We start from the raw sequence: 23,330 nt of genomic DNA, 5'->3' as shown, positions 1-23,330 counted from the left end.
AGCGCCGCCCTTCGTTTCCTTGACGGCAGAGTCCCTTCGCGGCGCAAGCCGCGCTGATAGTCTCCCCTCCCGCGAGGGAGGGGCTGGGGGAGGGCGGGCGTTTATTTTTGCGCATGGTATTTCATCCTCAGCGGGTGCCGATTGCCGGCATGCGCGTTAACAAATGTCGGCGCTGGTGATACGGCACCTGGCGCTTCAAAACGCGCGCGGCGCCTTGCCGATGCCGCCGATGGTGTCACCCGCCCGGATGCCGCGTCGGGCAAACCAGCCGGCATTCATTTCCAGCGCAAAGCGCGCCGGCCGCGCGGCGCAGTGATTGTCCTCGGTCTGCGGCTGCATCTCCTCGATGTTGAGGATGCGGCCCGCGGCATCGAGAAAGGCGACCGACAACGGCAGATAGGTGTTCTTCATCCACATGCAGTGGCGCGCCTCCTGGTCGAAGACGAACAGCATGCCACGCTGGGGCGGCAGTGTCGTGCGCTGCATCAGCCCGCGCATGCGCGCCTCGGGGCTGGCGGCCACTTCGGCTTCGATGCGGTGGATGCCGGCGTTGAGTTCGATCACCGGCAACGACTGGGCGGCGGCGCCGAGAGCCGTCAACAGCAAGACGGCCGTGATGAGTGCTTTCATCGGGTCTCCTTCCTTTCGTCAAAGCGGTGGCAAAAACGCAGCGACTCGGGATAGGGAAAAAAGTCGCGGATCTTTCCGCTGCGAATGTCTTCCTGCGCACGCTGCCAGAAGCCGACATCGAGCAGGTCGGCATGATGCTTCATAAATGCGGCGCGGATACGCGGATCGCCGAGCAGGAAAGCGGCGAACTCTTCGGGAAACACGTCGTTTTTGCCCACCGAATACCAAGGTTCGCCGGACAGCTCCGCTTCTTCGTTGGGCGGCGGCGGAATGCGCCGGAAACGGCAGTCGGTCATGAACTCGATTTCGTCGTAATCGTAGAACACCACGCGGCCATAGCGCGTCACCCCGAAATTCTTCCATAGCAGATCGCCCGGGAAGATGTTGGCGATCGCCAGCTCGCGAATGGCGTTGCCATATTCGATCACCGCCTGCTCGACCTGATCGTCACGGCCGGCGGCGAGCGCACGCTCCAGATACAGATTGAGCGGTTCCATGCGCCGCTCAATGTAGAGATGTTTGATGATCAAATCGCCGCCCTCCTCTTCGAGCTGCGAAGGAATCTCGTGCTGGAACTCCTCGATCAACTCGGGTGCCAGCCGCTCCTTCGGCAGCGCGACCAGAGAAAACTCGAGGGTATCGGCCAGGCGACCGACGCGATCGATCTGCTTGACGAGCTGATACTTGCGTCTCACCGTGGCGTGATCGACTTCCTTGCTGGCGCCGAAGCGATCCTTGATCACCTTGAAGACATAGGGGTAGGACGGCAGCGTGAACACCAGCATTACCTGACCGCGAATGCCCGGCGCGATGACGAACTGATCGTCCGAGTGATGCAGATGGGAGATCAGGCCGCGGTAGAACGAGGTCTTGCCCTGCTTGCCGAGCCCGAGCATCGAATAGATCTCGGCGCGCGGCTTGTTGGGCATCAGGCTGCGCAAAAACTGTACGGTGTTCGCCGGCACCGGCATATCCACCATGAAATAGGCGCGGGAGAGCGAAAACAGCACGCCGATGTCCGCCGCATCGAGCAGGAGGGTATCGAGATAGAGCCTGCCTTCTCCATCATGCAGCACCGGGACGGCGAACGGATATTCGGCCGCGCCGTTGATCACCTTGCCGATCACATAGGCAGCCTTGTTGCGGTAGAAGGCCGAGGACAGCACCTGGATCTGGAAGTTTTCATCGCGCAGGGGCAGCACCGGGTAACGCTCGCGCACGGCGCGCAACAGCCAGTCGATGTCGCGTTCGAGATCGGCAAACGGACGCCGCCAGCCGAAATCGAGGAAGATGCGGGCCAGCGCCGCACGCCAGTCGGCTTCGCGCAGGTAGTAAAAGCGAAAGGCAGGCGGATCGGACTCGATGTACTCCGTCGAGATGGCCGGCCGCACGAAGATGAATTCGTTGTGGAAATAGGTGCGGTGCAGGATCTTGCAGAACACCGAATTGAAAAAGGTTTCCGCCAGCTCCGGCTGGGAGTGTTCGGTCAGCAAGCCGATGTAATAGAGCTTGGCCTGACGCCAGATGTCGGTATCCAGGGCATCTTGGCCGAACTCGCGGTGCAGGCGCGCGACCGTCTCGGCGACCCGGTCATCGTAAAACTGGATGCGTTCGCGGACGGCTCGCTGCACCCCGGGCCAGTCGCCTGCCTCGAAGTATTCCTTGGCTGCCGCCGAAATCTCACGGAACAAGCGATAGTGCCTGTCGAAACCGGCCAGCAAGGTCTGCGCGATCGCCAACGCCTGTCGTTCGAGCAGCGACGCGCCCGGCGCCAGACTCAGGGTTACAGCCATTTTTCGGGATTCATCGAACTCAGTGCGATCGATTCTAACGCGCTGAACGCCACGCTCCCCCGCAGAGGATGAAATACCCCAAGCGCAAGAACAAACACCCGCCCACCCCCAGCCCCGCCCTCGCGGGCGGGGAGACTGTCAGCGCGGCGTGCCGCCGCGAGGGTTGCCTACCGTCAAGGAAACACACGCCGGATGCGCTTTCTGCTGTGTATTTCACGTTAACAGCCTGCCTGAGCCGGCCTTCCTGTGGGCGACGGCGCTGGCGAGCCGGCAATCAATCATGGATAATGAAGCGATTGCAACCGTCAGTGGAGCCATCATGAGTCAATCGCATATCCAGGTCCCTGCCGAGGGACAGAGAATCGTCGTCGGCCAACCCACCCCGGACAATCCGATCATTCCGTTCATCGAAGGCGATGGCATCGGCGTCGATATCACACCGGTGATGAAGGCCGTCGTCGACGCGGCCGTCGCCAAAGCCTATGGCGGCAAGCGCAAGATCGTCTGGCTGGAAGTCTATGCGGGAGAAAAGGCCACGCGGCTGTATGGCCCGGACCAATGGCTGCCCCAGGAGACTTTCGATGCCCTGAAGACCTATGCGGTCTCGATCAAGGGGCCGATGACCACCCCGGTCGGCGGCGGTATCCGCTCGCTCAACGTCGCGCTGCGCCAGGAACTCGACCTCTACCAGTGCGTGCGCCCGGTGCGCTATTTCAAGGGCGTACCCTCGCCGCTCAAGGACCCGTCCAAGACCGACATGGTGATCTTCCGCGAAAACACCGAGGACATCTATGCTGGCATCGAATGGCCGGCGGAGTCGGAAGGTGCCAGGAAAGTCATCCGCTTCCTGCAGGAAGAAATGGGCGTCAAGAAGATTCGCTTCCCTGCCACCTCCGGCATCGGCATCAAGCCCGTGTCGCGCGAGGGCACCGAACGTCTGGTGCGCGCCGCGATCAAATATGCGATCGCCAACGACCGCAAGAGCATCACGCTGGTGCACAAGGGCAACATCATGAAGTTCACCGAGGGCGCCTTCCGTGATTGGGGTTATGCGCTGGCGCAAAGGGAATTCGGCGCACAGCCGATCGACGGCGGCCCGTGGTGCAGCTTCAAGAACCCCAATACCGGCCGCGAGATCGTCATCAAGGACGCCATCGCCGACGCCTTCCTGCAACAGATCCTGTTGCGCCCCGCCGAATACGATGTGATCGCCACGCTGAACCTCAACGGCGACTACATCTCCGACGCGCTGGCGGCGCAGGTGGGCGGCATCGGCATCGCGCCGGGCGCCAACATCTCCGACCAGTATGCGGTGTTCGAGGCCACCCACGGCACGGCGCCGAAATACGCCGGGCAGGACAAAGTCAATCCGGGCTCGCTGATCCTCTCGGCCGAGATGATGCTGCGCCATCTCGGCTGGAAGGAAGCCGCCGACCTGATCATTCGCTCGATGGAAGCCGCCATCAGCGACAAGATCGTCACCTACGACTTCGCCCGTCTGATGGAAGGCGCGAAGGAGGTAAAGTGCTCGGAATTCGGCCGGGCGATGATCGAGCGGATGTAACGAGGCAACAAAAAACCCGGCATCGCCGGGTTTTTTGTTGTCAGCGCCCTCGAAAATCGGCGCTGGCGGGACGGCACAGCTACCGTCGAAATCAGGTCTTCTGGATATTCGAAGCCTGTTTGCCCTTGGGGCCTTGGACGACGTCGAAACTGACCTTCTCGCCTTCTTTCAGGGTCTTGAACCCCTGCATGTTGATCGCGGAGAAGTGCGCGAACAGATCTTCGCTGCCATCGTCCGGGGTGATGAAGCCAAAACCCTTGGAGTCGTTGAACCACTTGACGGTACCCGTTGCCATAAAACCTCTTTCCTAAAACGTGACACATACCCGATCATGCAAAACATGACCGGCGACATGTTTGTGTAACAAGTTTCTCGACGGCAGGAAGGAGCCAGGCCGGTGAATCAGAGGCAAACGCACGGAGAAGCACGGCGACTCGGTAATGCTGGGACGAAGCTTGCACCAAACACGGCAGCCTTTTACTGAAGTTTGCCGCCAGCGTCAAGCATTTTCGATGCTGCATGACAACATCGCCGGAATCTGATGAGCCCAGCCAATAGAGGCACAGACCGGGTTTTCCCCCGCTGATCCCGCAATGGCCGTCGGGTTGTCGCCGCGACGATTCGCATTACAATCATTTCATGGTAACCCGGAAAAAAATCCAGTCGAATGGAAACGTCGTCCTCGAACCGGAGCAGCAGAAAGTCAAGCCGCCGCCCTTATATAAGGTGGTGCTGCTCAACGACGATTACACGCCGATGGATTTCGTCGTCGTCGTGCTCGAGAAGTTTTTTCGCATGAGCCGCGAACAGGCCACGCGCGTCATGCTGATGGTGCATCACCAGGGGCGTGCCGTGTGCGGCGTGTTTCCGCGCGACCTGGCTAGTACCAAGGTCGAGCAGGTCACCACTTTCGCCCGGCAGCACCAGCATCCGCTGGCCTGCGTGATGGAAGAGAACTGAAAGGAATGCAATGATCGCCCAGGAACTCGAAGTCAGTCTGCACATGGCCTTCGTCGAAGCCCGCCAGAAGCGCCATGAGTTCATCACCGTCGAGCACCTGCTCTTGGCGCTGCTCGACAACCCTTCCGCCGCCGACGTGCTGCGCGCCTGTGCGGCCGACATCGAGGCTCTGCGCCGTGAAATCACCCGCTTCATCGACCAGCACACGCCGACCGTTCCCGGCGACGGCGAGATCGACACGCAGCCGACGCTCGGTTTCCAGCGCGTGATCCAGCGCGCCATCCTGCATGTGCAGTCTTCCGGCAAAAAGGAAGTGAACGGCGCCAACGTGCTCGTCGCGATCTTCGGCGAGAAGGATTCGCACGCCGTCTATTTCCTACAGAAACAGAACATCACGCGACTGGACGTGGTGAATTACATCTCCCACGGCATCACCAAGGTGCCGGCCCACAACGGCAAGAACGAGGAAAACCGCGAGCAGGAAGGCGAAGCGCAGCCAGCCGGCGGCGCACTCGAAAGCTTCACGCAGAACCTCAACCAGCTGGCGCTCACCGGCAAGATCGACCCGCTGATCGGCCGCGAGAAGGAGCTGGAGCGCGTGATCCAGACGCTGTGCCGGCGGCGCAAGAACAATCCGCTACTGGTCGGCGAAGCCGGCGTCGGCAAGACCGCGATCGCCGAGGGTCTGGCGCGGCGCATCGTCGAAGGGCGCGTGCCCGACATCCTCGCCAATGCCACCGTCTATGCGCTCGACATGGGAGCCTTGTTGGCCGGCACCAAATACCGCGGTGACTTCGAGCAGCGCCTCAAGGCGGTGCTCAAGCAGCTTGCCGACGACCCGAACGCCATCCTGTTCATCGATGAGATCCACACCCTGATCGGCGCCGGGGCGGCTTCCGGCGGCACGCTCGATGCCTCGAACCTGCTGAAGCCCGCCCTTTCTTCCGGCGCCGTCAAGTGCATCGGCGCGACCACCTACAACGAGTTTCGCGGCGTGTTCGAAAAGGATCATGCCCTCTCGCGCCGGTTCCAGAAGATCGATGTCAATGAGCCCTCGGTCGAGGAAACCGTCTCGATCCTGCGCGGCCTGAAATCCCGTTTCGAAGAGCACCACGGGATCAAATACTCCGCCGCGGCGATCAGCAATGCCGCCGAACTCGCGGCGAAATACATCACCGACCGCCATCTGCCGGACAAGGCGATCGACGTCATCGACGAAGCGGGCGCCGCGCAGCGCATCCTGCCCAAGTCGAAGCAGAAGAAGCTGATCGGTAAGCAGGAGATCGAGGAAGTCGTCGCCAAGATCGCGCGCATTCCGCCGCAACACGTCTCTTCGGATGACCGAGCCGCACTCAAGAATCTCGACCGCGACCTGAAGAGCGTCGTCTTTGGCCAGGACGCCGCGATCGATGCCATCACGAAAGCGATCAGGATGTCGCGCTCCGGACTCGGCAACCCGCAAAAACCGATCGGCTGCTTCCTGTTCTCCGGCCCCACCGGCGTCGGCAAGACCGAAGTCGCGCGCCAGCTCGCCTACTGCATGGGCATCGAACTGATCCGTTTCGACATGTCCGAATACATGGAACGCCATGCCGTGAGCCGCCTGATCGGCGCGCCGCCCGGCTATGTCGGCTTCGATCAGGGCGGACTGCTCACCGAAGCGGTGACGAAGAAGCCGCACGCGGTGCTGCTGCTCGACGAAATCGAAAAGGCGCATCCGGACATCTTCAACATCCTGTTGCAGGTGATGGATCACGGCACGCTGACCGACAACAACGGCCGGAAGGCAGATTTCCGTAATGTCATCATCATTATGACCACCAACGCCGGTGCCGAGGCGCTGCAAAAAACCACCATCGGCTTTACCACGGCGAAACAGCCGGGTGACGAGATGGCCGACATCAAGCGCATGTTCTCGCCGGAATTCCGCAATCGGCTCGATGCCATCGTCTCGTTCAAGCCGCTCGATTCTGCGATCATCCTGCGTGTCGTCGACAAGTTCCTGATGCAGCTCGAAGGCCAGCTGCACGAGAAGAAGGTCGAGGCGGTATTTACCGATCAGCTGCGCGCCTGGCTCGCCGAGAAGGGTTTCGATCCGCTGATGGGCGCTCGGCCGATGGCGCGCCTGATCCAGGACACGATCCGTGCCGCGCTGGCCGACGAACTGCTGTTCGGCCGTCTCGTCAATGGCGGCAGGGTGACCATCGACCTCGACGAGAACGACAAGGTGCGTCTGGTGTTCGAGGACACAGCGAGCGAAAACACGCCTTCGCCTTCCTCCTCGACGGCCTGAAGCGATGACCTACGCCACCAGCGATCTGTGCGATGCGCACGAAGGTCAAGTGCGCGTAGCAGCGCCGATCTTTCGTTCCTTTGGCGGGCGCACGGCCTTCCACGGCCCGATCGCCACGCTGAAACTCTTCGAGGACAACGGCCTGGTGCGCCAGACTCTCGCCACCCCGGGCGAGGGGCGCGTCCTGGTGATCGACGGCGGTGGCAGCCTGCGCTGCGCGCTCCTCGGCGATCAGCTCGCGCAGCTCGCCGTCGACAACGGTTGGTCTGGCGTCGTCGTCTGGGGTTGCATCCGCGATTCCGCGGCAATCGCCCGCATGAATCTCGGTGTCCTGGCGCTGGCCACTCACCCCCGCAAGACGGAAAAGAAAAATCTTGGTGAGCGTGACGTTCCGGTGAGCTTTGCCGGGATCGACTTTCGTCCCGGCGAATGGCTCTATGCCGATGCTGATGGTTTGATCGTCGCCGCCAAGCGTCTTCTCTGACTTTTCCTTCTGCCATCCATAAACCCATTACGGCGGCGCATTAAAATTTTCTAACATATATCTTATATAAGACACTTGTTGCTTTGCAAAATAGTCGTTATAGTGTGCCTGTGGAAGGCTGGAGCACCCCCGATCGACATGCAGCGCAAGGCGCCCGCATAACGTTTCATTCAGCGTTTCCTGAAACATCACGCTTTTCCGAACCCTACCGAGAGAGGACACCGCTATGAGCACTCGCCAAGAACAAATTGCCGCCCTGGAACACGACTGGGCGACCAACCCGCGCTGGAAAAACGTCAAGCGCGGTTATTCCGCCGAGGATGTCGTGCGCCTCAGAGGCTCCGTGCAGATCGAATACACGCTCGCCAAACGCGGCGCCGAGAAACTCTGGCGGCTGATCAATGGCGAGGCCAAGAAGGGCTACGTCAACGCCTTCGGCGCCATCACCGCCGGCCAGGCCATGCAGCAGGCGAAAGCGGGCCTCGAAGCCGTCTATCTCTCCGGCTGGCAGGTCGCCGCCGACGGCAACACCTCCGAGACCATGTATCCGGACCAGTCGCTCTATGCCTATGACTCGGTGCCGACCATGGTGCGCCGCATCAACAACACCTTCAAACGCGCCGACGAGATCCAATGGAGCCGCGGCATCGGCCCCGGCGACAAGGAATACATCGACTACTTCTTGCCCATCGTCGCAGATGCGGAAGCCGGCTTTGGCGGCGTGCTGAACGCCTTCGAACTCATGAAGAACATGATCGCCGCGGGTGCCGCCGGCGTGCATTTCGAAGACCAGCTCGCCGCGGTGAAAAAGTGCGGCCACATGGGCGGCAAGGTGCTCGTGCCGACCCAGGAAGCCATCGAGAAGCTGATCGCCGCGCGCTTCGCCGCCGACGTCATGGGCGTGCCGACCATCGTGCTCGCCCGTACCGATGCCGAGGCCGCGAACCTGCTCACTTCCGATCACGACGCACGCGACAAGCCCTTCCTCACCGGCGAGCGCACCCAGGAAGGCTTCTTCCGCGTCAAAAATGGCTTGGAGCAGGCGATTTCCCGCGGCGTCTCCTACGCGCCCTACGCCGATCTCGTCTGGTGCGAAACCGGCACGCCCGACCTCGGTTTCGCGCGCGAATTCGCCCAAGCGGTGCTCAAAGAATGCCCAGGCAAGCTTTTGGCCTACAACTGTTCGCCCTCGTTCAACTGGAAGAAGAACCTCGATGAAAAGACCATCGCCCGGTTCCAGGACGAGCTCTCGGCCATGGGTTACAAGTACCAGTTCATCACGCTCGCGGGCATTCACATCAACTGGTTCAACACCTTCAAGTTCGCCTATCACTACGCTCGCGGCGAGGGTATGAAGCATTACGTCGAAATGGTGCAGGAACCGGAATTCGCCGCGCGCGAACTGGGCTACACCTTCGTCGCCCACCAGCAGGAAGTCGGTGCCGGTTATTTCGACGACGTCACCACCGTGATCCAGGGCGGATCGAGCAGCGTCAAGGCGCTGACCGGTTCGACGGAGGAGGAGCAGTTTCACTGATCCCTCGAACACAGAGGGAGTGGAGCGAAGAGGCCGGCATCCGCAAGGATGCCGGCTTTTTCATTGTCGAAATCCGGCACTGGCGGAAATTTCGACGTCCCGCCGGGCGCCGAGTCATTTCGGATACTTGGCGCTGGCGGGACGGCACCTACTCACGCTTATCCCAGTAATCGGGCCGGCTGTAATGCGCTTTCAGCAGTTCGATGAACAGCCGCACACGTAAGGGCAGATGGCGGCGCTGTGGGAAAACTGCATGGATGCCCACCGGCGGCGCGGCGAATGCGTCGAGCACCGATACGAGACGTCCCCAGCGCAGATCCTCGCCCACTTCCCAGAGCGAGCGCCAGGCGAGCCCCATGCCGGCCAACGACCAGTCGTGTAACACCGCGCCATCGTTACAGGCGAAACGACCGCCTGGCTTGAAGAGCACGGGCTTGCCGTCGACCACGAAATCCCAGCCGGCCTGCGTGACGAGCGCAAGACAGACGTGGCATGACAAGTCATCGAGCGTGCGCGGCACGCCATGCTGCTGGAAATAGGCCGGGCTACCGACCACGACGCGCCTCATCTCGCCGAGCCGCACGGCAACCAGACTCGAATCGACCAGCCCACCCAACCGTACGGCGCAATCCACGCCTTCGTTGACCAGATCGACCGTGCGGTCCGACAAATCGAGACTGGCGCTCACCTCTGGGTGAGCGCGTAGATAGTCGAGCAACAGCGGGGCGACATGCTTGCGGCCAAACCCCGCCGGCGCAGTGACGCGAAGAAAGCCACTGGCACGCGCGCTGCCCTCGGTGACGGCCGCTTCGGCATCGGCCAGTTCGCGCAAGATGCGCTGGCAATCTTCGAGATAGGCGCTGCCTTCGAAGGTCAGTGTGATCTTCCGGGTCGTGCGCACCAACAGCTTGACGCCGAGGCGCGCTTCGAGCGCATCGAGGCGACGGCTGATCACTGCCGGCGCCACCCCCTCGGCCATCGCCGCGGCCGTCAGGCTGCCGCGCTGGCTGACGGCGACGAAAGTTTCCATCAATTTGAGACGATCCATCCGCACCCCTTTTTTGTCTATTTTGCAACAATCAATTGCAGATCAATGTATTTTTTTGTCCCTCACGGTGTCGTAAGCTGCATAGCACCTGGAATCTTTTCATCACGACAATGCCTGTAACCAATCCTCCGCAAAGCTTCCTGCACAAGCTGTTCGATGCCGCGCTGGCGGCGGTGAGCCCTGCGGTGTGCGTGCCGCCGCATCTGCCTCCACCCCCCAAGGGACGCACGGTGCTGATCGGCGCCGGCAAGGCGGCTGCCGCGATGGCAGCCGCGGTCGAGGCGCACTGGCCAGCCAATGCGCCGCTCTCGGGCATGGTCGTGACACGCTATGACCATGGCATGACGACCACAAGGATCGAGGTCGTCGAAGCCGCGCATCCGGTGCCCGATGTCGCGGGCGAACAAGCCGCAACACGTATGCTCGATCTGGTGCGCGGGCTCACGAAGGACGATCTGGTGCTCTGCTTGATCTCGGGCGGTGGCTCGGCGCTGCTGGCCTTGCCTGCTCCCGGTCTCACGCTTGCCGACAAACAGGCGATCAACAAGGCGCTCTTGAGGAGCGGTGCGAACATCCACGAAATGAACTGCGTGCGCAAGCACCTGTCGGCCATCAAAGGCGGGCGGCTGGCGCTCGCCGCGGCCCCTGCGCGAGTAGTGACGCTGGGCATCTCCGACATTCCGGGCGACGACCCTTCCGCGCTCGCCTCGGGACCGACGGTGGCCGACCCGACCACGCGCAGCGACGCGCTCGGCATTCTCGCCAAATACGGGATCGAGGTGCCGCCGCACGTTCACGCCTGGCTCGAAAGCGCTGAATGCGAGACGCCGAAGCCCGGCGACCCACGCCTGTCCCACTGCGAAACCCACATCATTGCCACGGCCCAGCAGGCATTACAAGCTGCGGCTGCCTTTGCCCGATGTCAAGGCGTCACACCGCTGGTACTGGGCGATACGATCGAGGGCGAAGCACGTGACGTCGCCTACGTCCATGCGGCGATCGCACGGCAGATTTTCCGTTTCGACGAACCGGCGCGAAAGCCCTGCGTGATCCTCTCGGGCGGTGAAACGACGGTCACCGTGCGCGGCAATGGTCGTGGCGGACGCAATGCGGAATTCCTGCTGGCACTCGCCCATGTGCTCGACATCCCGGTCTGGGCGCTCGCCTGCGATACCGACGGCATCGACGGCACCGAGGACAATGCCGGCGCCTGGTTCGGCCCGGACGTGCGCGAACGCGCGAAAGCGTGCCGTCTTGTCAGCGCCAACTTTCTGGCACGCAACGATGGCTACGGTTTTTTCGCTGCCCTCGGCCAACTCGTCATCACCGGGCCGACGCGCACCAACGTCAACGATTTCCGGGCGATTTATCTGCCCCATGCGTAGATTGGGCGCATTCTAGTCAAGTCATCATTGACCAAAATGTGCGTAATCCAAGCTTGTTTTTTCATTTGTCTTATATAAGATATTTCTGCACCGCATCATTTTTCCAGCTCAACCCAGACAGGAGACGCCATGAACCTCGACCTACCTGCCGGCGTGCAGATCAACGCGCCAATCCATCCCCGCTTCGATGAAATCCTCACCAAGGAGGCACTCGAATTCGTCGCCAAGCTGCACCGCGCCTTCGAGCCGCGCCGTCAGGAATTGCTGAAAAAACGCATCGAGCGTCAGGCACGCATCGATGCCGGCGAAATGCCCGACTTCCTGCCGGAAACGAAGCACATCCGCGAAGGCGACTGGAAGATCGCCCCGCTGCCGCCCGCGCTCCATTGCCGCCGCGTCGAGATCACCGGCCCGGTCGAGCGCAAGATGATCATCAATGCCTTCAACTCAGGCGCGGATTCCTACATGACCGACTTCGAGGATTCCAACAGCCCGAACTGGTACAACCAGATCCAGGGCCAGGTGAATCTCTATGACGCGATCCGCCGTCAGATTACCTTCACCAACGAAGCCGGCAAGGAATACAAGCTCAACGACAAGATTGCCACCCTGCAGATCCGCCCGCGCGGCTGGCATCTCGACGAGAAACACGTCACCATCGATGGCCAGCGCGTCAGTGGCGGCATTTTCGACTTTGCCCTCGTCTTCTTCCACAACGCGAAGGAACAGATCGCGCGCGGCGCCGGCCCCTTCTACTATCTGCCGAAGATGGAATCGCATCTCGAAGCGCGGCTGTGGAACGACATCTTCTGCATGGCCCAGGATCACATTGGCTTACCGCGCGGCACCATCAAGGCCACGGTGCTGGTCGAGACCATCCTCGCCACCTTCGAGATGGAAGAAATCCTCTATGAGCTGCGCGAGCACAGCGCGGGGCTCAACGCCGGTCGCTGGGACTACATTTTCAGCGCCATCAAGAAGTTCAAGCGCAACAAGGATTTTTGTCTCGCCAACCGCGGTGCGATCACGATGGAAGTGCCCTTCATGCGCAGCTATGCGCTGGCGCTGGTGCAGGCCTGCCACAAGCGCGGCGCGCCAGCGATCGGCGGCATGAGCGCCCTCATTCCGATCAAGAACGATCCGGAAGCGAACGAAAAGGCGCTCGCCGGCATCCGCCACGACAAGCGACGCGATGCCAATGACGGCTATGACGGCGGCTGGGTCGCCCATCCGGGTCTGGTGCCGATCGCGATGGAGGAATTCGTCAAGGTGCTCGGCGAGCGACCGAACCAGTGGGACAAACAGATCGAAGGCAGCTTCGGCCCCAAGGATTGGCTCAACTTCGGCCCGGAAAAGCCGATCACCGAGGCGGGCTTGCGCAACAACATCAACGTCGGCATCCACTATCTCGGCTCGTGGCTCGCCGGCAACGGCTGCGTGCCGATCCACAACCTGATGGAAGACGCCGCCACCGCCGAAATCTCCCGCTCGCAGGTCTGGCAGTGGGTGCGTTCGCCCAAGGGGGTAATCTCGGAAGGCCCGCGCGCCGGCGAGAAGATCACCGCCGAGATGGTCAAGGCGATGATTCCGGAAGAACTCGCCAAGGTCAAGGCAGTCGTCGCCGCCAATGGCGAAAAAACCGACACCTATGATCAGGCGGCGAAGATCTTCGAGCAGATGTCGCTCGCCGAGGAATTTCCCGAGTTCCTCACCCTGCCACTCTACGAGGCGATGGAATAAGAGCCTCGCCAGCGCCGACACGCCAGTCGGCGCTGGCGACACGGCACGGCGACAGCTCGACCCTTTGGCATGCCTGCATGACACACAGGTTCAGCTTGCACACAAAGCACATTAGCATTTTATAATATATTTATACAAAAAATAGTTTGATAAAACCTCTTGATCCTTATCACCGGGCCTGTAATAATTTCGCCAGCAATCCAAGCGTTATCCGCATGGAATAAAAAACGGAGGAGGTTTCATGTCGGGGAGAGCGTCTGCCAGACTCCATGGCTTCGCTAGGGCCAGCGACGACTACGCATCCGTCAAATGCGAATCTTCCTTCCGCCGGTCGATCGATAATGAACTCAGGAGGAAGAATTGACGATGGCTGACACACAAGACAACAAATCGACCAATGAAGATTCGGGCCTGATCAACCGCCTGAAAAATCCACCCAAGTGTTCCATGCTGCGCATGATCGTCATCGGCGTGCTCGGCGGCATCGTCATCTGGGGCGGACTGAACACGGGCATGGAATACACCAACCGCTCGGAGTTCTGCACTTCCTGCCATGAAATGCAGATTCCTTTCAACGAGCTCAAGCAGACCGTCCACTACAAGAACCGCAGCGGCGCCGCGGCGCAATGTGCCGATTGCCATGTCGCCAGCAGCAAGACGCCAACAGACTACATGTTCAAGGCGTTCCAGAAGATCCTCGCCGCTCGTGACGTCATCGGCCATATCAAAGGGACGATCGACACACCGGAGAAATTCGAGGCCCATCGTTACACGATGGCGCAGCGCGTCTGGGAACGTCTGAAAGAGCGCGATTCCAAGGAATGCCGTAACTGCCACGACTTCAAGTACATGGATCCCGACAAACAGAAAGACCGCTCGGCGGTGAAGCATGAAGGCGCAGTCGAGGACGGCAAGACCTGCATCGAATGCCACAAGGGCGTCTCCCACCATCTGCCGAAGGAATACCTCGAGCAACTGAAGCAGGGTGGCGAGAAGTCGGAAGGCTGATCAACAGTTCCCCAGAGACAAACCATACAGGAGTCATCTCATCATGAAAAAGATTGCTTTGGCTGTAATGGGAGTATTCGTCGCCAGCGGGGCCTTTGCCGCCGAACCCGACTGGAGCAAGGTGACCGAACGCAAGATCAAGCTGTTCTACCCCGGACAATCCGGCCTCGAGTGGATCATGAACAAAGCCGATCACTCGGCAGTACCGGACATCGTCGACAAGAAACGCGCCTGTTCGAAGTGCCACGAAGGCGACGCCAACGAGGTCGGCGACAAGATCATCAAGGGCAATCCCGCCGGCAACTCGAAGACCCAGCTCGAACCGAAACCGATCAGTGACCGCGCCGGTTGGGTGCCCGCCACTTTCAAGATGGCGCATGACGGACAAAACCTTTATGTACGCGTCGAATGGGAGCAGCCCAAGGGGGGCAGTTTCGGCATGGACAAGAAGAACGACGTGAAGCTGGCGATGATGTTCGATGGCGGCTTCGCCGACGGCGGCGCACCGGCGATCGAACTGGCCGAGCGCGCCGGCTGCTGGGTCACCTGCCACAACGACCTGCGCTCGATGAAGGATGCCAAGGACGACAAGAAGACCAAATACATCAAGGGCGCGGCGCTCGATGGCGGGAAGTTCATGGATCTGATCCAGTGGAGGAGCGGCAAGGGTGAAAAACCCGTCGACGGTTACATTGCCGACAAGCGCGTCATGGAAGGCGGCAAGGGTCTCGTCAAGGCCGAGGGCAAAAAGGAGGGCAACAAGTGGGTCGTCACCTTCACCCGGACGCTCGCCGGCGGCGGCACGGGCGACCACAAGATCGAACCGGGCAAGATCTACGACTTCGGCTTCGCCCTGCATGACGGCGGCGCCGAGGCCCGCTACCACTACGTCTCGCTCAACTACCAGTTCGGTCTCGACAAGACGGTTGAAGGTGTGAAGTACTATTACAACGTCGTCAAGCAGTAACAGGGGAAGCAGCATCGGCAGTACTTTTTTTTCATCACAGGAGGAGAAAACGATGAAGCAACGATGGAGCAGTTGGGCGCTCACGGCAGGCGCCCTGACGATCTCGGCGACGGCCTTGGCCGCCGACCCGGGTACGGCGATGCTGGCGAATGCCTGCGCCGGTTGCCACGGCACGCACGGCGGCAGCGCCGGCTTGACGATGCCCAGCCTCGCCGCGCAGTCGAAGACGGCGATCGTCGAAGCGATGAAAAAGTTCAAGAGCGGCGAACGTCCTTCCAGCATCATGGGACGCCTGGCCAAGGGTTATACCGATCAGCAGATCGACCAGCTCGGTGAGTTCTTCTCCAAGCAGAAGCTGCATTTCACCCACCAGCAGGTCGACATGGCCAAGGCGAAGAAGGGCGCCGACCTGCAGGAAGCCAACTGCTCCCGCTGCCACCTCGACGATGGCAAGGACGGCAAGGACGATACACCGGTGATGGCCAGCCAATGGCTGCCCTACCTGCAGATGCAGATGGAGCTCTATCAGTCCGGCAAACGCAAGATGCCGGAGAAGATGGCCGAGAAGGTGAAGCCCTTGTCCAAGGAAGACCTGGACGCCCTGCTCCACTTCTATGCCAGCGTGAACAAGTAAGGGGGACGGAAAATGACACTGGATCGTAGAAACTTCATCAAACTCGTGGGTGGCGCATCGAGCCTGGCCCTTGCCGGCTGCGCGACGCAAGGCCCGGCCGTATCGAGTGGCTCGGCGGCCGAAATCATGCCGAAAGGCTCGGCGCGCCGCGTCGTCGTCGTTGGCGGCGGCTACGGCGGCACCATCGCCGCCAAATACATCCGCATGATGGATCCGAGCATCGAGGTGGTGCTGGTCGAACGCAATGACCATTTCGTCTCCTGCCCATTCTCCAACCTCTACATCGGCGGCATCCTGCCCGACCTCTCCTCGCTGACCATCAAGTACGACAAGTTGATCGCCAACCACGGCATCAAGTTCGTGCAGGCCGAGGTCACCGCGATCGATCCCGCCGCGCACACCGTCGTCACCTCGAAGGGCACGCTCAAATACGACCGTCTGGTCATCTCCCCGGGCATCGACTTCCGTACCGAGGAGATCGAGGGTTACAACGCACAGACGCCCGAGATCATGCCGCATGCCTGGAAGGCCGGCCCGCAGACGGTGCTCTTGCGCAAGCAGCTCGAAGCGATGAAGGACGGCGGCACCGTCGTGCTCGCCGTGCCGCTCTCGCCGTTCCGCTGCCCGCCCGGCCCCTACGAGCGCACCAGCATGATCGCCCGCTATCTGAAGCAGCACAAACCGAAGTCGAAGATCATCGTCGTCGACGCCAACCCGGACATCGCTTCCAAGGGCCCGCTGTTCAAGAAGGGTTGGGACATGCACTACAAGGGCATCATCGACTACCGCAAGGCATCGAAGGTCACCGCGATCAATGCCGCCAACAAGTCGGTGCTGATCGAGGGCCTCGACGAGGTCAAGGGCGACGTCGTCAACCTGATCCCCCCGCAGCGTGCCGCGAATATCGCCGTGCAGGCGGGCCTCGTCGGTGACGACAAGAAATGGTGCCCGATCGTGGCCGATACCTTCGAATCGACCAAACACAAGGACATCCACGTCATTGGCGATGCCTCGATCGCCGGTGCGATGCCCAAGTCCGGCTATTCGGCGAACTCCGAAGCCAAGGTCTGCGCGACCAACATCGTCAATCTGATGAACGGCCGCCCGGTGACTCCGCTATCCGGCATCAACACCTGCTACAGCTACATCACCGACGACGAAGCGATCAGCGTCGCCGCGGTGTATGCCTCCAAGGATGGCAAAATCATCGCGGTGCCCAACTCGGGCGGTGTTTCCCCGGCCGACTGGTCGATGGTCAAGACCGAAGCGACTTTCGCGAAGAGCTGGCTCAGGAACATCCTCACCGAGATGTCGAGCTGAGCCCCGTTCTGACGCCAATACGACGAACCCCGCTTACGCGGGGTTCTTTTTTGGCCGGTTATGCGACTGCCCGGGTGGAAACGAAAGTGGCGCCCAGGCACCGACGCTCGACGAAAGTCGGCGCTGGCGTAAAACGAGCGTCCCGCCGGGCGCCTCCTTACCTCGGAAAGTCGGCGCTGGCGGGACGGCACCCCCAGATCAAGCTTTGCCAGTGCTGCCGAATCCGGCTGCGCCGCGATGAGAGGCTTCGAAGTCGTCGACGATATTGAAGCCGACCTGCAGCACCGGCACGATCACCAGTTGGGCGACGCGATCGAGGGGATTGAGCGCGAAGACTTCATGGCCGCGGTTCCACAGGGAGATGAAGATTTCGCCCTGGTAATCCGAATCGATCAGGCCGACGAGGTTGCCGAGCACGATGCCATGCTTGTGGCCCAGTCCCGATCTGGGAAGGATCAATGCCGCCATGCCCGGATCGGCGATATGGATCGCGATGCCAGACGGCACCAGCATCGTTTCGTTCGGATGCAGCCGCACCGGCGCCTCGATGCAGGCGCGCAGATCCATCCCCGCCGCCCCCGGCGTGGCGTAATGCGGCGCATAACCGCCTTTCTCGTCCTTGAGACGGGGATCGAGGATGCGAACGTCAATCGTGTGCATGGATCATCTCCGCGATATGGCGCACGATCGCACGCGCCAGGGTCAGTTTGTCACCAGGCGGCAGTGGATGACTGCCGGCCGCATCGAACAGGGTAATCTGGTTCGCCTCGCCGCCCAGTCCGTCCTGGACGAGATTGCCGACGACCAGCGGCAGACGCTTGGCACGACGCTTGGCCTCGGCATACTCGGCGAGCTGCTGGCTCTCGGCAGCGAAGCCGACACAGAACGGCGCATCCGGCAGTGCGGCCACCTCGGCCAGGATGTCGGGATTGGCGACGAGATCGAGGGTCAGCCGCTCAGCCCCTTTCTTGATCTTGTGAGCGGCGGGCGCGGCAGGGCGGTAGTCGGCCACCGCCGCGACGGCAATGAAGATGTCGGCCGGCAGGGCATTGATGACGGCATCGCGCATCTCGAGCGCGCTCACGACATCGATGCGCGTGACTCCGGCCGGCGTCGGCAGGCACACCGGGCCGGACACCAGCGTCACCGATGCCCCGGCTTCGGCACAGGCGCGCGCCAACGCGTAGCCCATCTTGCCGGAACTGAGATTCGTCAGCACACGCACCGGATCGAGCGGCTCCTGGGTCGGCCCGGCGGTCAGCAGGACACGCTTGCCGGCGAGCAGCTTCGGCTGGAAGAAAGCGATCAGCGCCTGGCAAAGCGCCTCGGCTTCGAGCATGCGCCCTTCCCCCACTTCGCCACAGGCCTGTTCACCGCTGGCCGGACCAAGGATGACGACGCCATCACCACGCACTTGGGCGACGTTGCGCTGCGTGGCGGGATTGATCCACATCTGGCGATTCATCGCCGGCGCGATCAGCAGCGGGCAATCTCGGGCGAGACACAACGAGGACAACAAATCATCGGCAAAGCCATGGGCGAGTTTGGCGATGAAATCGGCCGTCGCCGGGGCGACCAGCAGGGCGTCCGCCCCTCGCGTGAGGTCGATGTGGGCCATGCCGTTGGCTCGATCGGTTTGCCACATCGAGACCTGCACCGGCCGGCCGGTGAGCGCCTGAAAAGTCAGCGGCGCCACGAACTGCGTCGCCGCCTCGGTCATGACGACATCGACGTCGGCTCCCGCCTTGCCGATCAGCCGTGCCAGTTCGCAGGCCTTGTAGGCCGCGATGCCGCCGGTGACGCCCAGCACGATGCGTTTGCCTTGCAAGTCATTCATGACAGATAGAATAGAGGAGAACGGTTCGAGGATTCTAGCTCATGGCGATCACAGACTGGCCCGACGACGAACGCCCGCGCGAACGACTGCTGTCGCAGGGCGCCGCAGCCCTCTCGGATGCCGAACTGCTGGCGATCTTTCTGCGTGTCGGCGTCAAGGGCATGAGTGCGGTCGATCTCGCCCGGCGACTGCTCGCCCACTTCGACAACAGCCTGACGCGGCTGTGCGCCGCTTCGGCGGCGGAGCTGACAGCCGTGAATGGCATCGGACCGGCCAAGGCGGCGCAACTGGCCGCCACCCTCGAGCTCGCGCGCCGCGGCTTGCGCGAAGAGCTCCGCCAACGACCCGCCCTTGCCACCCCCAATGCGGTACGTGACTGGCTGCGGCTGGCGCTCTCGCCCTTGCAACATGAGGTTTTTCTGGCCCTCTGGCTCGATGCCCAGAACCGGCTGATCGCCGACGAGGAACTGTTCCGCGGCACCCTCACCCAGACTTCGGTGTATCCGCGCGAAGTCGTCAAGCGCGCCCTGGCCCGCAATGCCGCCGCCGTGATCCTCGCCCACAACCATCCTTCGGGCGTTGCCGAGCCCTCGGCCGCGGACGAGCTGTTGACGCGCAACCTCAAGCAGGCGCTCGCACTGGTCGAAGTTCGTCTCGTCGATCACTTCATCGTCGCCGGCCACGCGCCGCCGCTGTCCTTTGCCGAGCGGGGATTGCTCTGAATTTCCGAAAAAAACGCTTGCCCGCCCCCTGACGGTCGGTTAGAATGCGCGGCTTTCCGCAATCGATGTTTTCTGGAGACAAGCATGTCCCGCGTTTGCCAAGTGACGGGCAAGGCCCCGATGGTGGGGAACCACGTTTCCCACGCCAACAACAAGACCAAGCGTCGTTATCTGCCCAACCTGCAGAATCGCAAGTTCTGGGTCGAATCCGAAAACCGCTGGGTGCGGCTGCGCGTCTCGAACGCGGGCTTACGCACCATCGACAAGAAAGGCATCGACGTCGTTCTCGCCGAGCTGCGCGAACGCGGCGAAGCCGTTTGAGACAGGAGTAAGCGATCATGGCAGCCAAGGGCGGACGTGAAAAAATCAAGCTCGAATCCACCGCGGGCACCGGTCACTTTTACACCACCAGCAAAAACAAGCGCACCACGCCGGAAAAGCTGGAATTCATGAAATATGACCCGAAAGCGCGCAAGCACGTGCTCTACAAGGAAGTGAAGCTCAAGTAAGCCATTCCAGGATAGCCCGCGCCCACGGCCGGGTATGGAAAAGAACGCCAGCGCGCCAGCGCTGGCGTTCTTGTTTTCTGCGCGGGAGAAAAAAAAGAAGCGGTGCGAGTCGCTGGATTACCTGCTTGTCGAGCCTGAGGGAAGATCTCGAAAAGCACATTGGAGGAGGAGGAGGTTCGTCAAGAGAAACCAAGATCAGGGGGGACTTGGCACTCTAACTTACCAGCGACCCGATGCAATGCACCGCTTCACTACTTTCTATATCAAAAGGCGTGCCAGATCGACCTCTGGCAGGATAATTGACTTAAAAACAGATAGATAAAGAATCGGGGCTTGCACAAGCCGACGAAAAAGAGCCGATCATTCATGCCAAAATGGCAGCGATGACTGCCACTTCATGACACACTGCCAATTCCACTCTTCGCGCGGATCCTTTGCAGGCGGCGATACAGCGTCCGCTCGCTGATCCCCAGCTCGGCCGCCAGCGCTTTGCGGTTGCCGTGGTGAGCCGCCAACCGCCGCCGCAAGGCCTCGTCTTCGATGTCTTCCAGCGTTTGGGCGGCAACGACCGGACCACCGGAGGGCGCGGTCGCATCGCCGCCGTGGATCAACTCGGGTGGCAAATGTTCCGGCAGAATCACATCGCCATCGCACAATAGGGTCGCGCGTTCGAGCACGTTGCGCAGCTCGCGCACGTTGCCGGGATAGTCGTAGGCCATCAGGCAGGCAAGCGCTTCCTCCGAGAGGCGCAGGCTGCACCCCGGCGCGACACGCGCCAACAAGGCTTCAGCAAGCAGCGGCACGTCCTCGATCCGCTCCCGTAGCGCGGGCAGATGGATCGGGAAGGTATTCAACCGGTAATACAAGTCCTGGCGGAAACGCCCCTCGGCCACCATCGCGCGCAGATTGCGGTGAGTCGCGGAAATCAGGCGCACGTCGGCCTTGAGGAAATCGCTGGCGCCGACGCGACGGAAGGTGCCGGTTTCCAGCAGCCGCAACAGTTTGACCTGGAGTCCCAGCGGAATATCGCCCAATTCGTCGAGAAACAGCGTGCCGCCGGACGCCGCCTCGACCAAACCGATGCGCCGCATCGCAGCCCCAGTGAAGGCGCCTTTCTCGTGACCGAACAATTCACTTTCGAACAGGGTTTCGGTCAAGCCGGAACAATCCACCACCACGAAAGGGCGGCTGGCACGCCGGCTGGCATCATGGATCGCCTTCGCCACCAGCTCCTTGCCCGTGCCGGATTCTCCCTGCAACATCACCGTGGCATCGGAGGGCGCCACCCGTGCCACGAGTTCGAGCATGCGCCGGAAGGCCGGGGCTCGCCCCACCAGCGCGCGCGCATCCGGCAAGCCCTGCGACACGCCGAGCGTTTCCATCTTCTCGACGAAATAAGCGATCTCGCCCTGCGCGTCGCGCACCGGTGCAAGTTCGATATTCACATAGGCTTCGCCCTCCGGCGTATGGTGCAAATGCAGCACACGCTCGCGCTGGCCGGAGACGAGGCTCTGCCTGAGCGGGCAGGTCTCACCCGCCTTGTCGCAAGGGGCGGGATAGCGATGAGAGACGGCATAGCAGGTCTGGCCGACGATCGCATGCCCCCCGCCGTAACTGCGCCGGTAGGCCTTGTTCGCCGCGAGGATGCGGTAATCCCGGTCGCAAAGGATGTGCGGCTCGGGCAAAGTATCGAGATAGGAAATCAGCTCGGCGAGTGGATGCGGGGTCATGAAACGTTACTGTCAAGGATTTCTGTCTATTCTGCCATGGATGACAGCAGCGCTGACTTGCCTGCTGGTTGGAAAAGCCTTCTTCGGCTGGAACACATTGTGCTTAAGCATCCGCTAATATAATTCCAGGCGAATCCAACTCATCGAAGTCGCTCCCAAAACGAAAAGGAAAAAGCCCATGACGCACCCCAGCCCTGCAACCCCTTCCGCGCCTCACTCGCGCCTCGCCCACTATCCGATTCCCCTGTTCGCCACGGTCATGGGCACCAGTGGTCTCGCCATCGCCTGGAAAAAGGCCGGCCACGTACTCGGCCTGCCGGCCGGGATCGGTCTTTCCCTGCAATGGTGGTCGCTCATCCTGTTCGTGATGGTCGCGCTCGGCTATCTGGCGAAGATGGCCTCACACTGGGAGGCCGTGAAAAAGGAATTCTCGAACCCGATCCGGCTCAATTTCTTTCCGGCTGTCTCGATTTCCCTTTTGCTTTTGGCCGTCGCTTTCGTCGATGCGCAGGCGGGCCTCGCCTATGCCTTCTGGATCGTCGGCGCTGCCCTGCACCTGGCTTTCACCCTGATCGTGATGAGCAGCTGGATCCACCATACGCGTTATGAGATCAAACACGCCAATCCGGCCTGGTTCATCCCCATCGTCGGCAACGTAATCGTGCCGGTGGCCGGCGTCAACTTCGCGCCCGTCGAGATCTCCTGGTTCTTCTTCAGCATCGGCCTCGTGTTCTGGGTCGTGCTGCTGACCATCGTGATGAACCGGCTGTTCTTCCATGAACCCCTGCCCGAACGGCTGACGCCGACGCTGTTCATCCTGATCGCCCCGCCGGCGGTCGCTTTCATCGCCTGGCTGAAACTCAACGGCGGCCAGATCGATGCCTTCGGGCAGATCCTTTACAACGTCGCGCTTTTTCTGACGCTGTTGCTCGCCAGCAATGCGCTGCGCTTCTTCCGCCTGCGCTTCTTTCTCTCGACCTGGGCCTATTCCTTCCCGCTCGCCGCGATCACCATCGCCACGCTGATCATGGCCGAACGCGGTTCGGGATTCTTCTTCGGCTTGTCCTGGCTGCTCTTGATCGTGCTGAGCCTCGTGCTGCTGCTCCTGACCTTACGCACCGCACTGGCGGCGATGCGCGGCGAAATCTGCGTGCCCGAATGAACGGAGC

General features: G+C 61.4%; 22 protein-coding genes. 15 read left to right on the top strand and 7 right to left on the bottom strand.

The window, feature by feature from the left end; translation table 11 throughout:
* Window positions 1–195: 195 nt before the first annotated feature.
* The gene (locus M52SOB_RS04435) at window positions 196–630 is read right to left on the bottom strand and encodes a DUF192 domain-containing protein (protein WP_131110753.1); all 435 of its coding nucleotides are present in this window, start codon (window positions 628–630) and stop codon (window positions 196–198) included.
* Window positions 627–2,423, bottom strand: coding sequence for a bifunctional isocitrate dehydrogenase kinase/phosphatase (gene aceK, locus M52SOB_RS04430; RefSeq protein ID WP_131110752.1), 1,797 nt, complete (start codon window positions 2,421–2,423; stop codon window positions 627–629). The genes M52SOB_RS04435 and aceK overlap by 4 nt, the downstream gene beginning before the upstream one ends.
* Window positions 2,424–2,742: 319 nt before the next feature.
* On the opposite strand from aceK, the gene icd reads away from it, so the two are divergent.
* Window positions 2,743–3,987, top strand: a complete 1,245-nt coding sequence (icd, locus tag M52SOB_RS04425; protein WP_131110751.1) for an NADP-dependent isocitrate dehydrogenase — start codon at window positions 2,743–2,745, stop codon at window positions 3,985–3,987.
* 91 nt (window positions 3,988–4,078) lie between these two features.
* Here icd and M52SOB_RS04420 read toward each other — a convergent pair whose 3' ends face one another.
* Window positions 4,079–4,282: a cold-shock protein gene (locus M52SOB_RS04420; RefSeq protein ID WP_126444415.1), complete on the bottom strand. Its 204-nt coding sequence runs from the start codon at window positions 4,280–4,282 to the stop codon at window positions 4,079–4,081.
* Between the two features lie 344 nt (window positions 4,283–4,626).
* Between M52SOB_RS04420 and clpS the strand changes: the two genes are divergently transcribed.
* The 4 genes from clpS to aceA all read left to right on the top strand — a co-directional run bounded on the left by clpS (window position 4,627) and on the right by aceA (window position 9,261).
* Window positions 4,627–4,947: an ATP-dependent Clp protease adapter ClpS gene (clpS, locus tag M52SOB_RS04415; RefSeq protein ID WP_131110750.1), complete on the top strand. Its 321-nt coding sequence runs from the start codon at window positions 4,627–4,629 to the stop codon at window positions 4,945–4,947.
* A 10-nt stretch (window positions 4,948–4,957) separates the two neighbouring features.
* A complete protein-coding gene (gene clpA / locus M52SOB_RS04410) occupies window positions 4,958–7,240 on the top strand; it encodes an ATP-dependent Clp protease ATP-binding subunit ClpA (protein WP_131110749.1) in 2,283 nt (760 codons plus the stop codon).
* Window positions 7,241–7,244: 4 nt separating this feature from the next.
* Window positions 7,245–7,724, top strand: coding sequence for a ribonuclease E activity regulator RraA (gene rraA, locus M52SOB_RS04405; RefSeq protein WP_131110748.1), 480 nt, complete (start codon window positions 7,245–7,247; stop codon window positions 7,722–7,724).
* Window positions 7,725–7,950: 226 nt separating this feature from the next.
* Window positions 7,951–9,261 carry an isocitrate lyase gene (aceA, locus tag M52SOB_RS04400; RefSeq protein ID WP_131110747.1) on the top strand — a complete coding sequence of 437 codons (1,311 nt, stop codon included), beginning with the start codon at window positions 7,951–7,953 and terminating at the stop codon, window positions 9,259–9,261.
* A gap of 148 nt (window positions 9,262–9,409) precedes the next feature.
* On the opposite strand, the gene M52SOB_RS04395 is transcribed toward aceA, so the two are convergent.
* The gene (locus M52SOB_RS04395; RefSeq protein WP_131110746.1) at window positions 9,410–10,309 is read right to left on the bottom strand and encodes a LysR family transcriptional regulator; all 900 of its coding nucleotides are present in this window, start codon (window positions 10,307–10,309) and stop codon (window positions 9,410–9,412) included.
* A 110-nt stretch (window positions 10,310–10,419) separates the two neighbouring features.
* Between M52SOB_RS04395 and M52SOB_RS04390 the strand changes: the two genes are divergently transcribed.
* From M52SOB_RS04390 to M52SOB_RS04365, 6 genes are all read left to right on the top strand, one after another.
* Entirely contained in the window at window positions 10,420–11,694 is a 1,275-nt protein-coding gene (locus M52SOB_RS04390; RefSeq protein ID WP_131110745.1) for a glycerate kinase type-2 family protein, read from the top strand.
* Between the two features lie 129 nt (window positions 11,695–11,823).
* A complete protein-coding gene (aceB, locus tag M52SOB_RS04385) occupies window positions 11,824–13,434 on the top strand; it encodes a malate synthase A (protein WP_131110744.1) in 1,611 nt (536 codons plus the stop codon).
* Window positions 13,435–13,800: 366 nt separating this feature from the next.
* Window positions 13,801–14,442 carry a NapC/NirT family cytochrome c gene (locus tag M52SOB_RS04380; RefSeq protein WP_131110743.1) on the top strand — a complete coding sequence of 214 codons (642 nt, stop codon included), beginning with the start codon at window positions 13,801–13,803 and terminating at the stop codon, window positions 14,440–14,442.
* A 43-nt stretch (window positions 14,443–14,485) separates the two neighbouring features.
* Window positions 14,486–15,409 (top strand): ethylbenzene dehydrogenase-related protein, encoded by a 924-nt coding sequence (locus M52SOB_RS04375; RefSeq protein WP_131110742.1) that lies wholly within the window; start codon window positions 14,486–14,488, stop codon window positions 15,407–15,409.
* 52 nt (window positions 15,410–15,461) lie between these two features.
* On the top strand, window positions 15,462–16,043 hold the full coding sequence (locus M52SOB_RS04370) for a c-type cytochrome (RefSeq protein WP_131110741.1): 582 nt from the start codon (window positions 15,462–15,464) through the stop codon (window positions 16,041–16,043).
* A 12-nt stretch (window positions 16,044–16,055) separates the two neighbouring features.
* On the top strand, window positions 16,056–17,363 hold the full coding sequence (locus M52SOB_RS04365; RefSeq protein ID WP_131110740.1) for an NAD(P)/FAD-dependent oxidoreductase: 1,308 nt from the start codon (window positions 16,056–16,058) through the stop codon (window positions 17,361–17,363).
* A 198-nt stretch (window positions 17,364–17,561) separates the two neighbouring features.
* Here the strand turns inward: M52SOB_RS04365 and dut are convergent, their stop codons facing one another.
* Window positions 17,562–18,023, bottom strand: coding sequence for a dUTP diphosphatase (gene dut, locus M52SOB_RS04360; RefSeq protein ID WP_131110739.1), 462 nt, complete (start codon window positions 18,021–18,023; stop codon window positions 17,562–17,564).
* Window positions 18,010–19,200, bottom strand: coding sequence for a bifunctional phosphopantothenoylcysteine decarboxylase/phosphopantothenate--cysteine ligase CoaBC (gene coaBC, locus M52SOB_RS04355; RefSeq protein WP_131110738.1), 1,191 nt, complete (start codon window positions 19,198–19,200; stop codon window positions 18,010–18,012). The genes dut and coaBC overlap by 14 nt, the downstream gene beginning before the upstream one ends.
* A 41-nt stretch (window positions 19,201–19,241) precedes the next feature.
* Here coaBC and radC point away from each other — a divergent pair, with 41 nt between their 5' ends.
* From radC to rpmG, 3 genes are all read left to right on the top strand, one after another.
* Complete coding sequence (gene radC / locus M52SOB_RS04350; RefSeq protein ID WP_131110737.1) at window positions 19,242–19,922, top strand: RadC family protein; 681 nt, start codon at window positions 19,242–19,244, stop codon at window positions 19,920–19,922.
* A gap of 84 nt (window positions 19,923–20,006) precedes the next feature.
* Entirely contained in the window at window positions 20,007–20,243 is a 237-nt protein-coding gene (gene rpmB / locus M52SOB_RS04345) for a 50S ribosomal protein L28 (protein WP_131110736.1), read from the top strand.
* 17 nt (window positions 20,244–20,260) lie between these two features.
* Window positions 20,261–20,431 carry a 50S ribosomal protein L33 gene (gene rpmG, locus M52SOB_RS04340; RefSeq protein WP_126444390.1) on the top strand — a complete coding sequence of 57 codons (171 nt, stop codon included), beginning with the start codon at window positions 20,261–20,263 and terminating at the stop codon, window positions 20,429–20,431.
* A 395-nt stretch (window positions 20,432–20,826) separates the two neighbouring features.
* On the opposite strand, the gene M52SOB_RS04335 is transcribed toward rpmG, so the two are convergent.
* Window positions 20,827–22,161, bottom strand: a complete 1,335-nt coding sequence (locus M52SOB_RS04335) for a sigma-54 interaction domain-containing protein (protein WP_131110735.1) — start codon at window positions 22,159–22,161, stop codon at window positions 20,827–20,829.
* Window positions 22,162–22,339: 178 nt separating this feature from the next.
* Here M52SOB_RS04335 and M52SOB_RS04330 point away from each other — a divergent pair, with 178 nt between their 5' ends.
* Entirely contained in the window at window positions 22,340–23,323 is a 984-nt protein-coding gene (locus M52SOB_RS04330; protein ID WP_131110734.1) for an SLAC1 anion channel family protein, read from the top strand.
* Window positions 23,324–23,330 lie beyond the last annotated feature (7 nt).

Source organism: Sulfuricystis thermophila, assembly GCF_004323595.1.
Classification (GTDB): domain Bacteria; phylum Pseudomonadota; class Gammaproteobacteria; order Burkholderiales; family Rhodocyclaceae; genus Sulfuricystis; species Sulfuricystis thermophila.
Note: the sequence above shows the minus strand (reverse complement) of the source record. Positions and strands in the feature narration are given on the sequence as shown.

Excerpts from the sequence above, each read along its gene's own strand:
- M52SOB_RS04390 (WP_131110745.1), top strand. The coding sequence starts at position 10,420 with ATGCCTGTAACCAATCCTCCGCAAAGCTTCCTGCACAAGCTGTTCGAT.
- clpA (WP_131110749.1), top strand. The coding sequence starts at position 4,958 with ATGATCGCCCAGGAACTCGAAGTCAGTCTGCACATGGCCTTCGTCGAA.
- M52SOB_RS04375 (WP_131110742.1), top strand. The coding sequence starts at position 14,486 with ATGAAAAAGATTGCTTTGGCTGTAATGGGAGTATTCGTCGCCAGCGGG.
- radC (WP_131110737.1), top strand. The coding sequence starts at position 19,242 with ATGGCGATCACAGACTGGCCCGACGACGAACGCCCGCGCGAACGACTG.
- M52SOB_RS04420 (WP_126444415.1), bottom strand. The coding sequence starts at position 4,282 with ATGGCAACGGGTACCGTCAAGTGGTTCAACGACTCCAAGGGTTTTGGC.
- M52SOB_RS04365 (WP_131110740.1), top strand. The coding sequence starts at position 16,056 with ATGACACTGGATCGTAGAAACTTCATCAAACTCGTGGGTGGCGCATCG.
- aceB (WP_131110744.1), top strand. The coding sequence starts at position 11,824 with ATGAACCTCGACCTACCTGCCGGCGTGCAGATCAACGCGCCAATCCAT.
- coaBC (WP_131110738.1), bottom strand. The coding sequence starts at position 19,200 with ATGAATGACTTGCAAGGCAAACGCATCGTGCTGGGCGTCACCGGCGGC.
- M52SOB_RS04335 (WP_131110735.1), bottom strand. The coding sequence starts at position 22,161 with ATGACCCCGCATCCACTCGCCGAGCTGATTTCCTATCTCGATACTTTG.
- dut (WP_131110739.1), bottom strand. The coding sequence starts at position 18,023 with ATGCACACGATTGACGTTCGCATCCTCGATCCCCGTCTCAAGGACGAG.
- clpS (WP_131110750.1), top strand. The coding sequence starts at position 4,627 with ATGGTAACCCGGAAAAAAATCCAGTCGAATGGAAACGTCGTCCTCGAA.
- aceK (WP_131110752.1), bottom strand. The coding sequence starts at position 2,423 with ATGGCTGTAACCCTGAGTCTGGCGCCGGGCGCGTCGCTGCTCGAACGA.
- M52SOB_RS04395 (WP_131110746.1), bottom strand. The coding sequence starts at position 10,309 with ATGGATCGTCTCAAATTGATGGAAACTTTCGTCGCCGTCAGCCAGCGC.
- rraA (WP_131110748.1), top strand. The coding sequence starts at position 7,245 with ATGACCTACGCCACCAGCGATCTGTGCGATGCGCACGAAGGTCAAGTG.
- icd (WP_131110751.1), top strand. The coding sequence starts at position 2,743 with ATGAGTCAATCGCATATCCAGGTCCCTGCCGAGGGACAGAGAATCGTC.
- rpmB (WP_131110736.1), top strand. The coding sequence starts at position 20,007 with ATGTCCCGCGTTTGCCAAGTGACGGGCAAGGCCCCGATGGTGGGGAAC.
- M52SOB_RS04330 (WP_131110734.1), top strand. The coding sequence starts at position 22,340 with ATGACGCACCCCAGCCCTGCAACCCCTTCCGCGCCTCACTCGCGCCTC.
- rpmG (WP_126444390.1), top strand. The coding sequence starts at position 20,261 with ATGGCAGCCAAGGGCGGACGTGAAAAAATCAAGCTCGAATCCACCGCG.
- M52SOB_RS04380 (WP_131110743.1), top strand. The coding sequence starts at position 13,801 with ATGGCTGACACACAAGACAACAAATCGACCAATGAAGATTCGGGCCTG.
- M52SOB_RS04370 (WP_131110741.1), top strand. The coding sequence starts at position 15,462 with ATGAAGCAACGATGGAGCAGTTGGGCGCTCACGGCAGGCGCCCTGACG.
- M52SOB_RS04435 (WP_131110753.1), bottom strand. The coding sequence starts at position 630 with ATGAAAGCACTCATCACGGCCGTCTTGCTGTTGACGGCTCTCGGCGCC.
- aceA (WP_131110747.1), top strand. The coding sequence starts at position 7,951 with ATGAGCACTCGCCAAGAACAAATTGCCGCCCTGGAACACGACTGGGCG.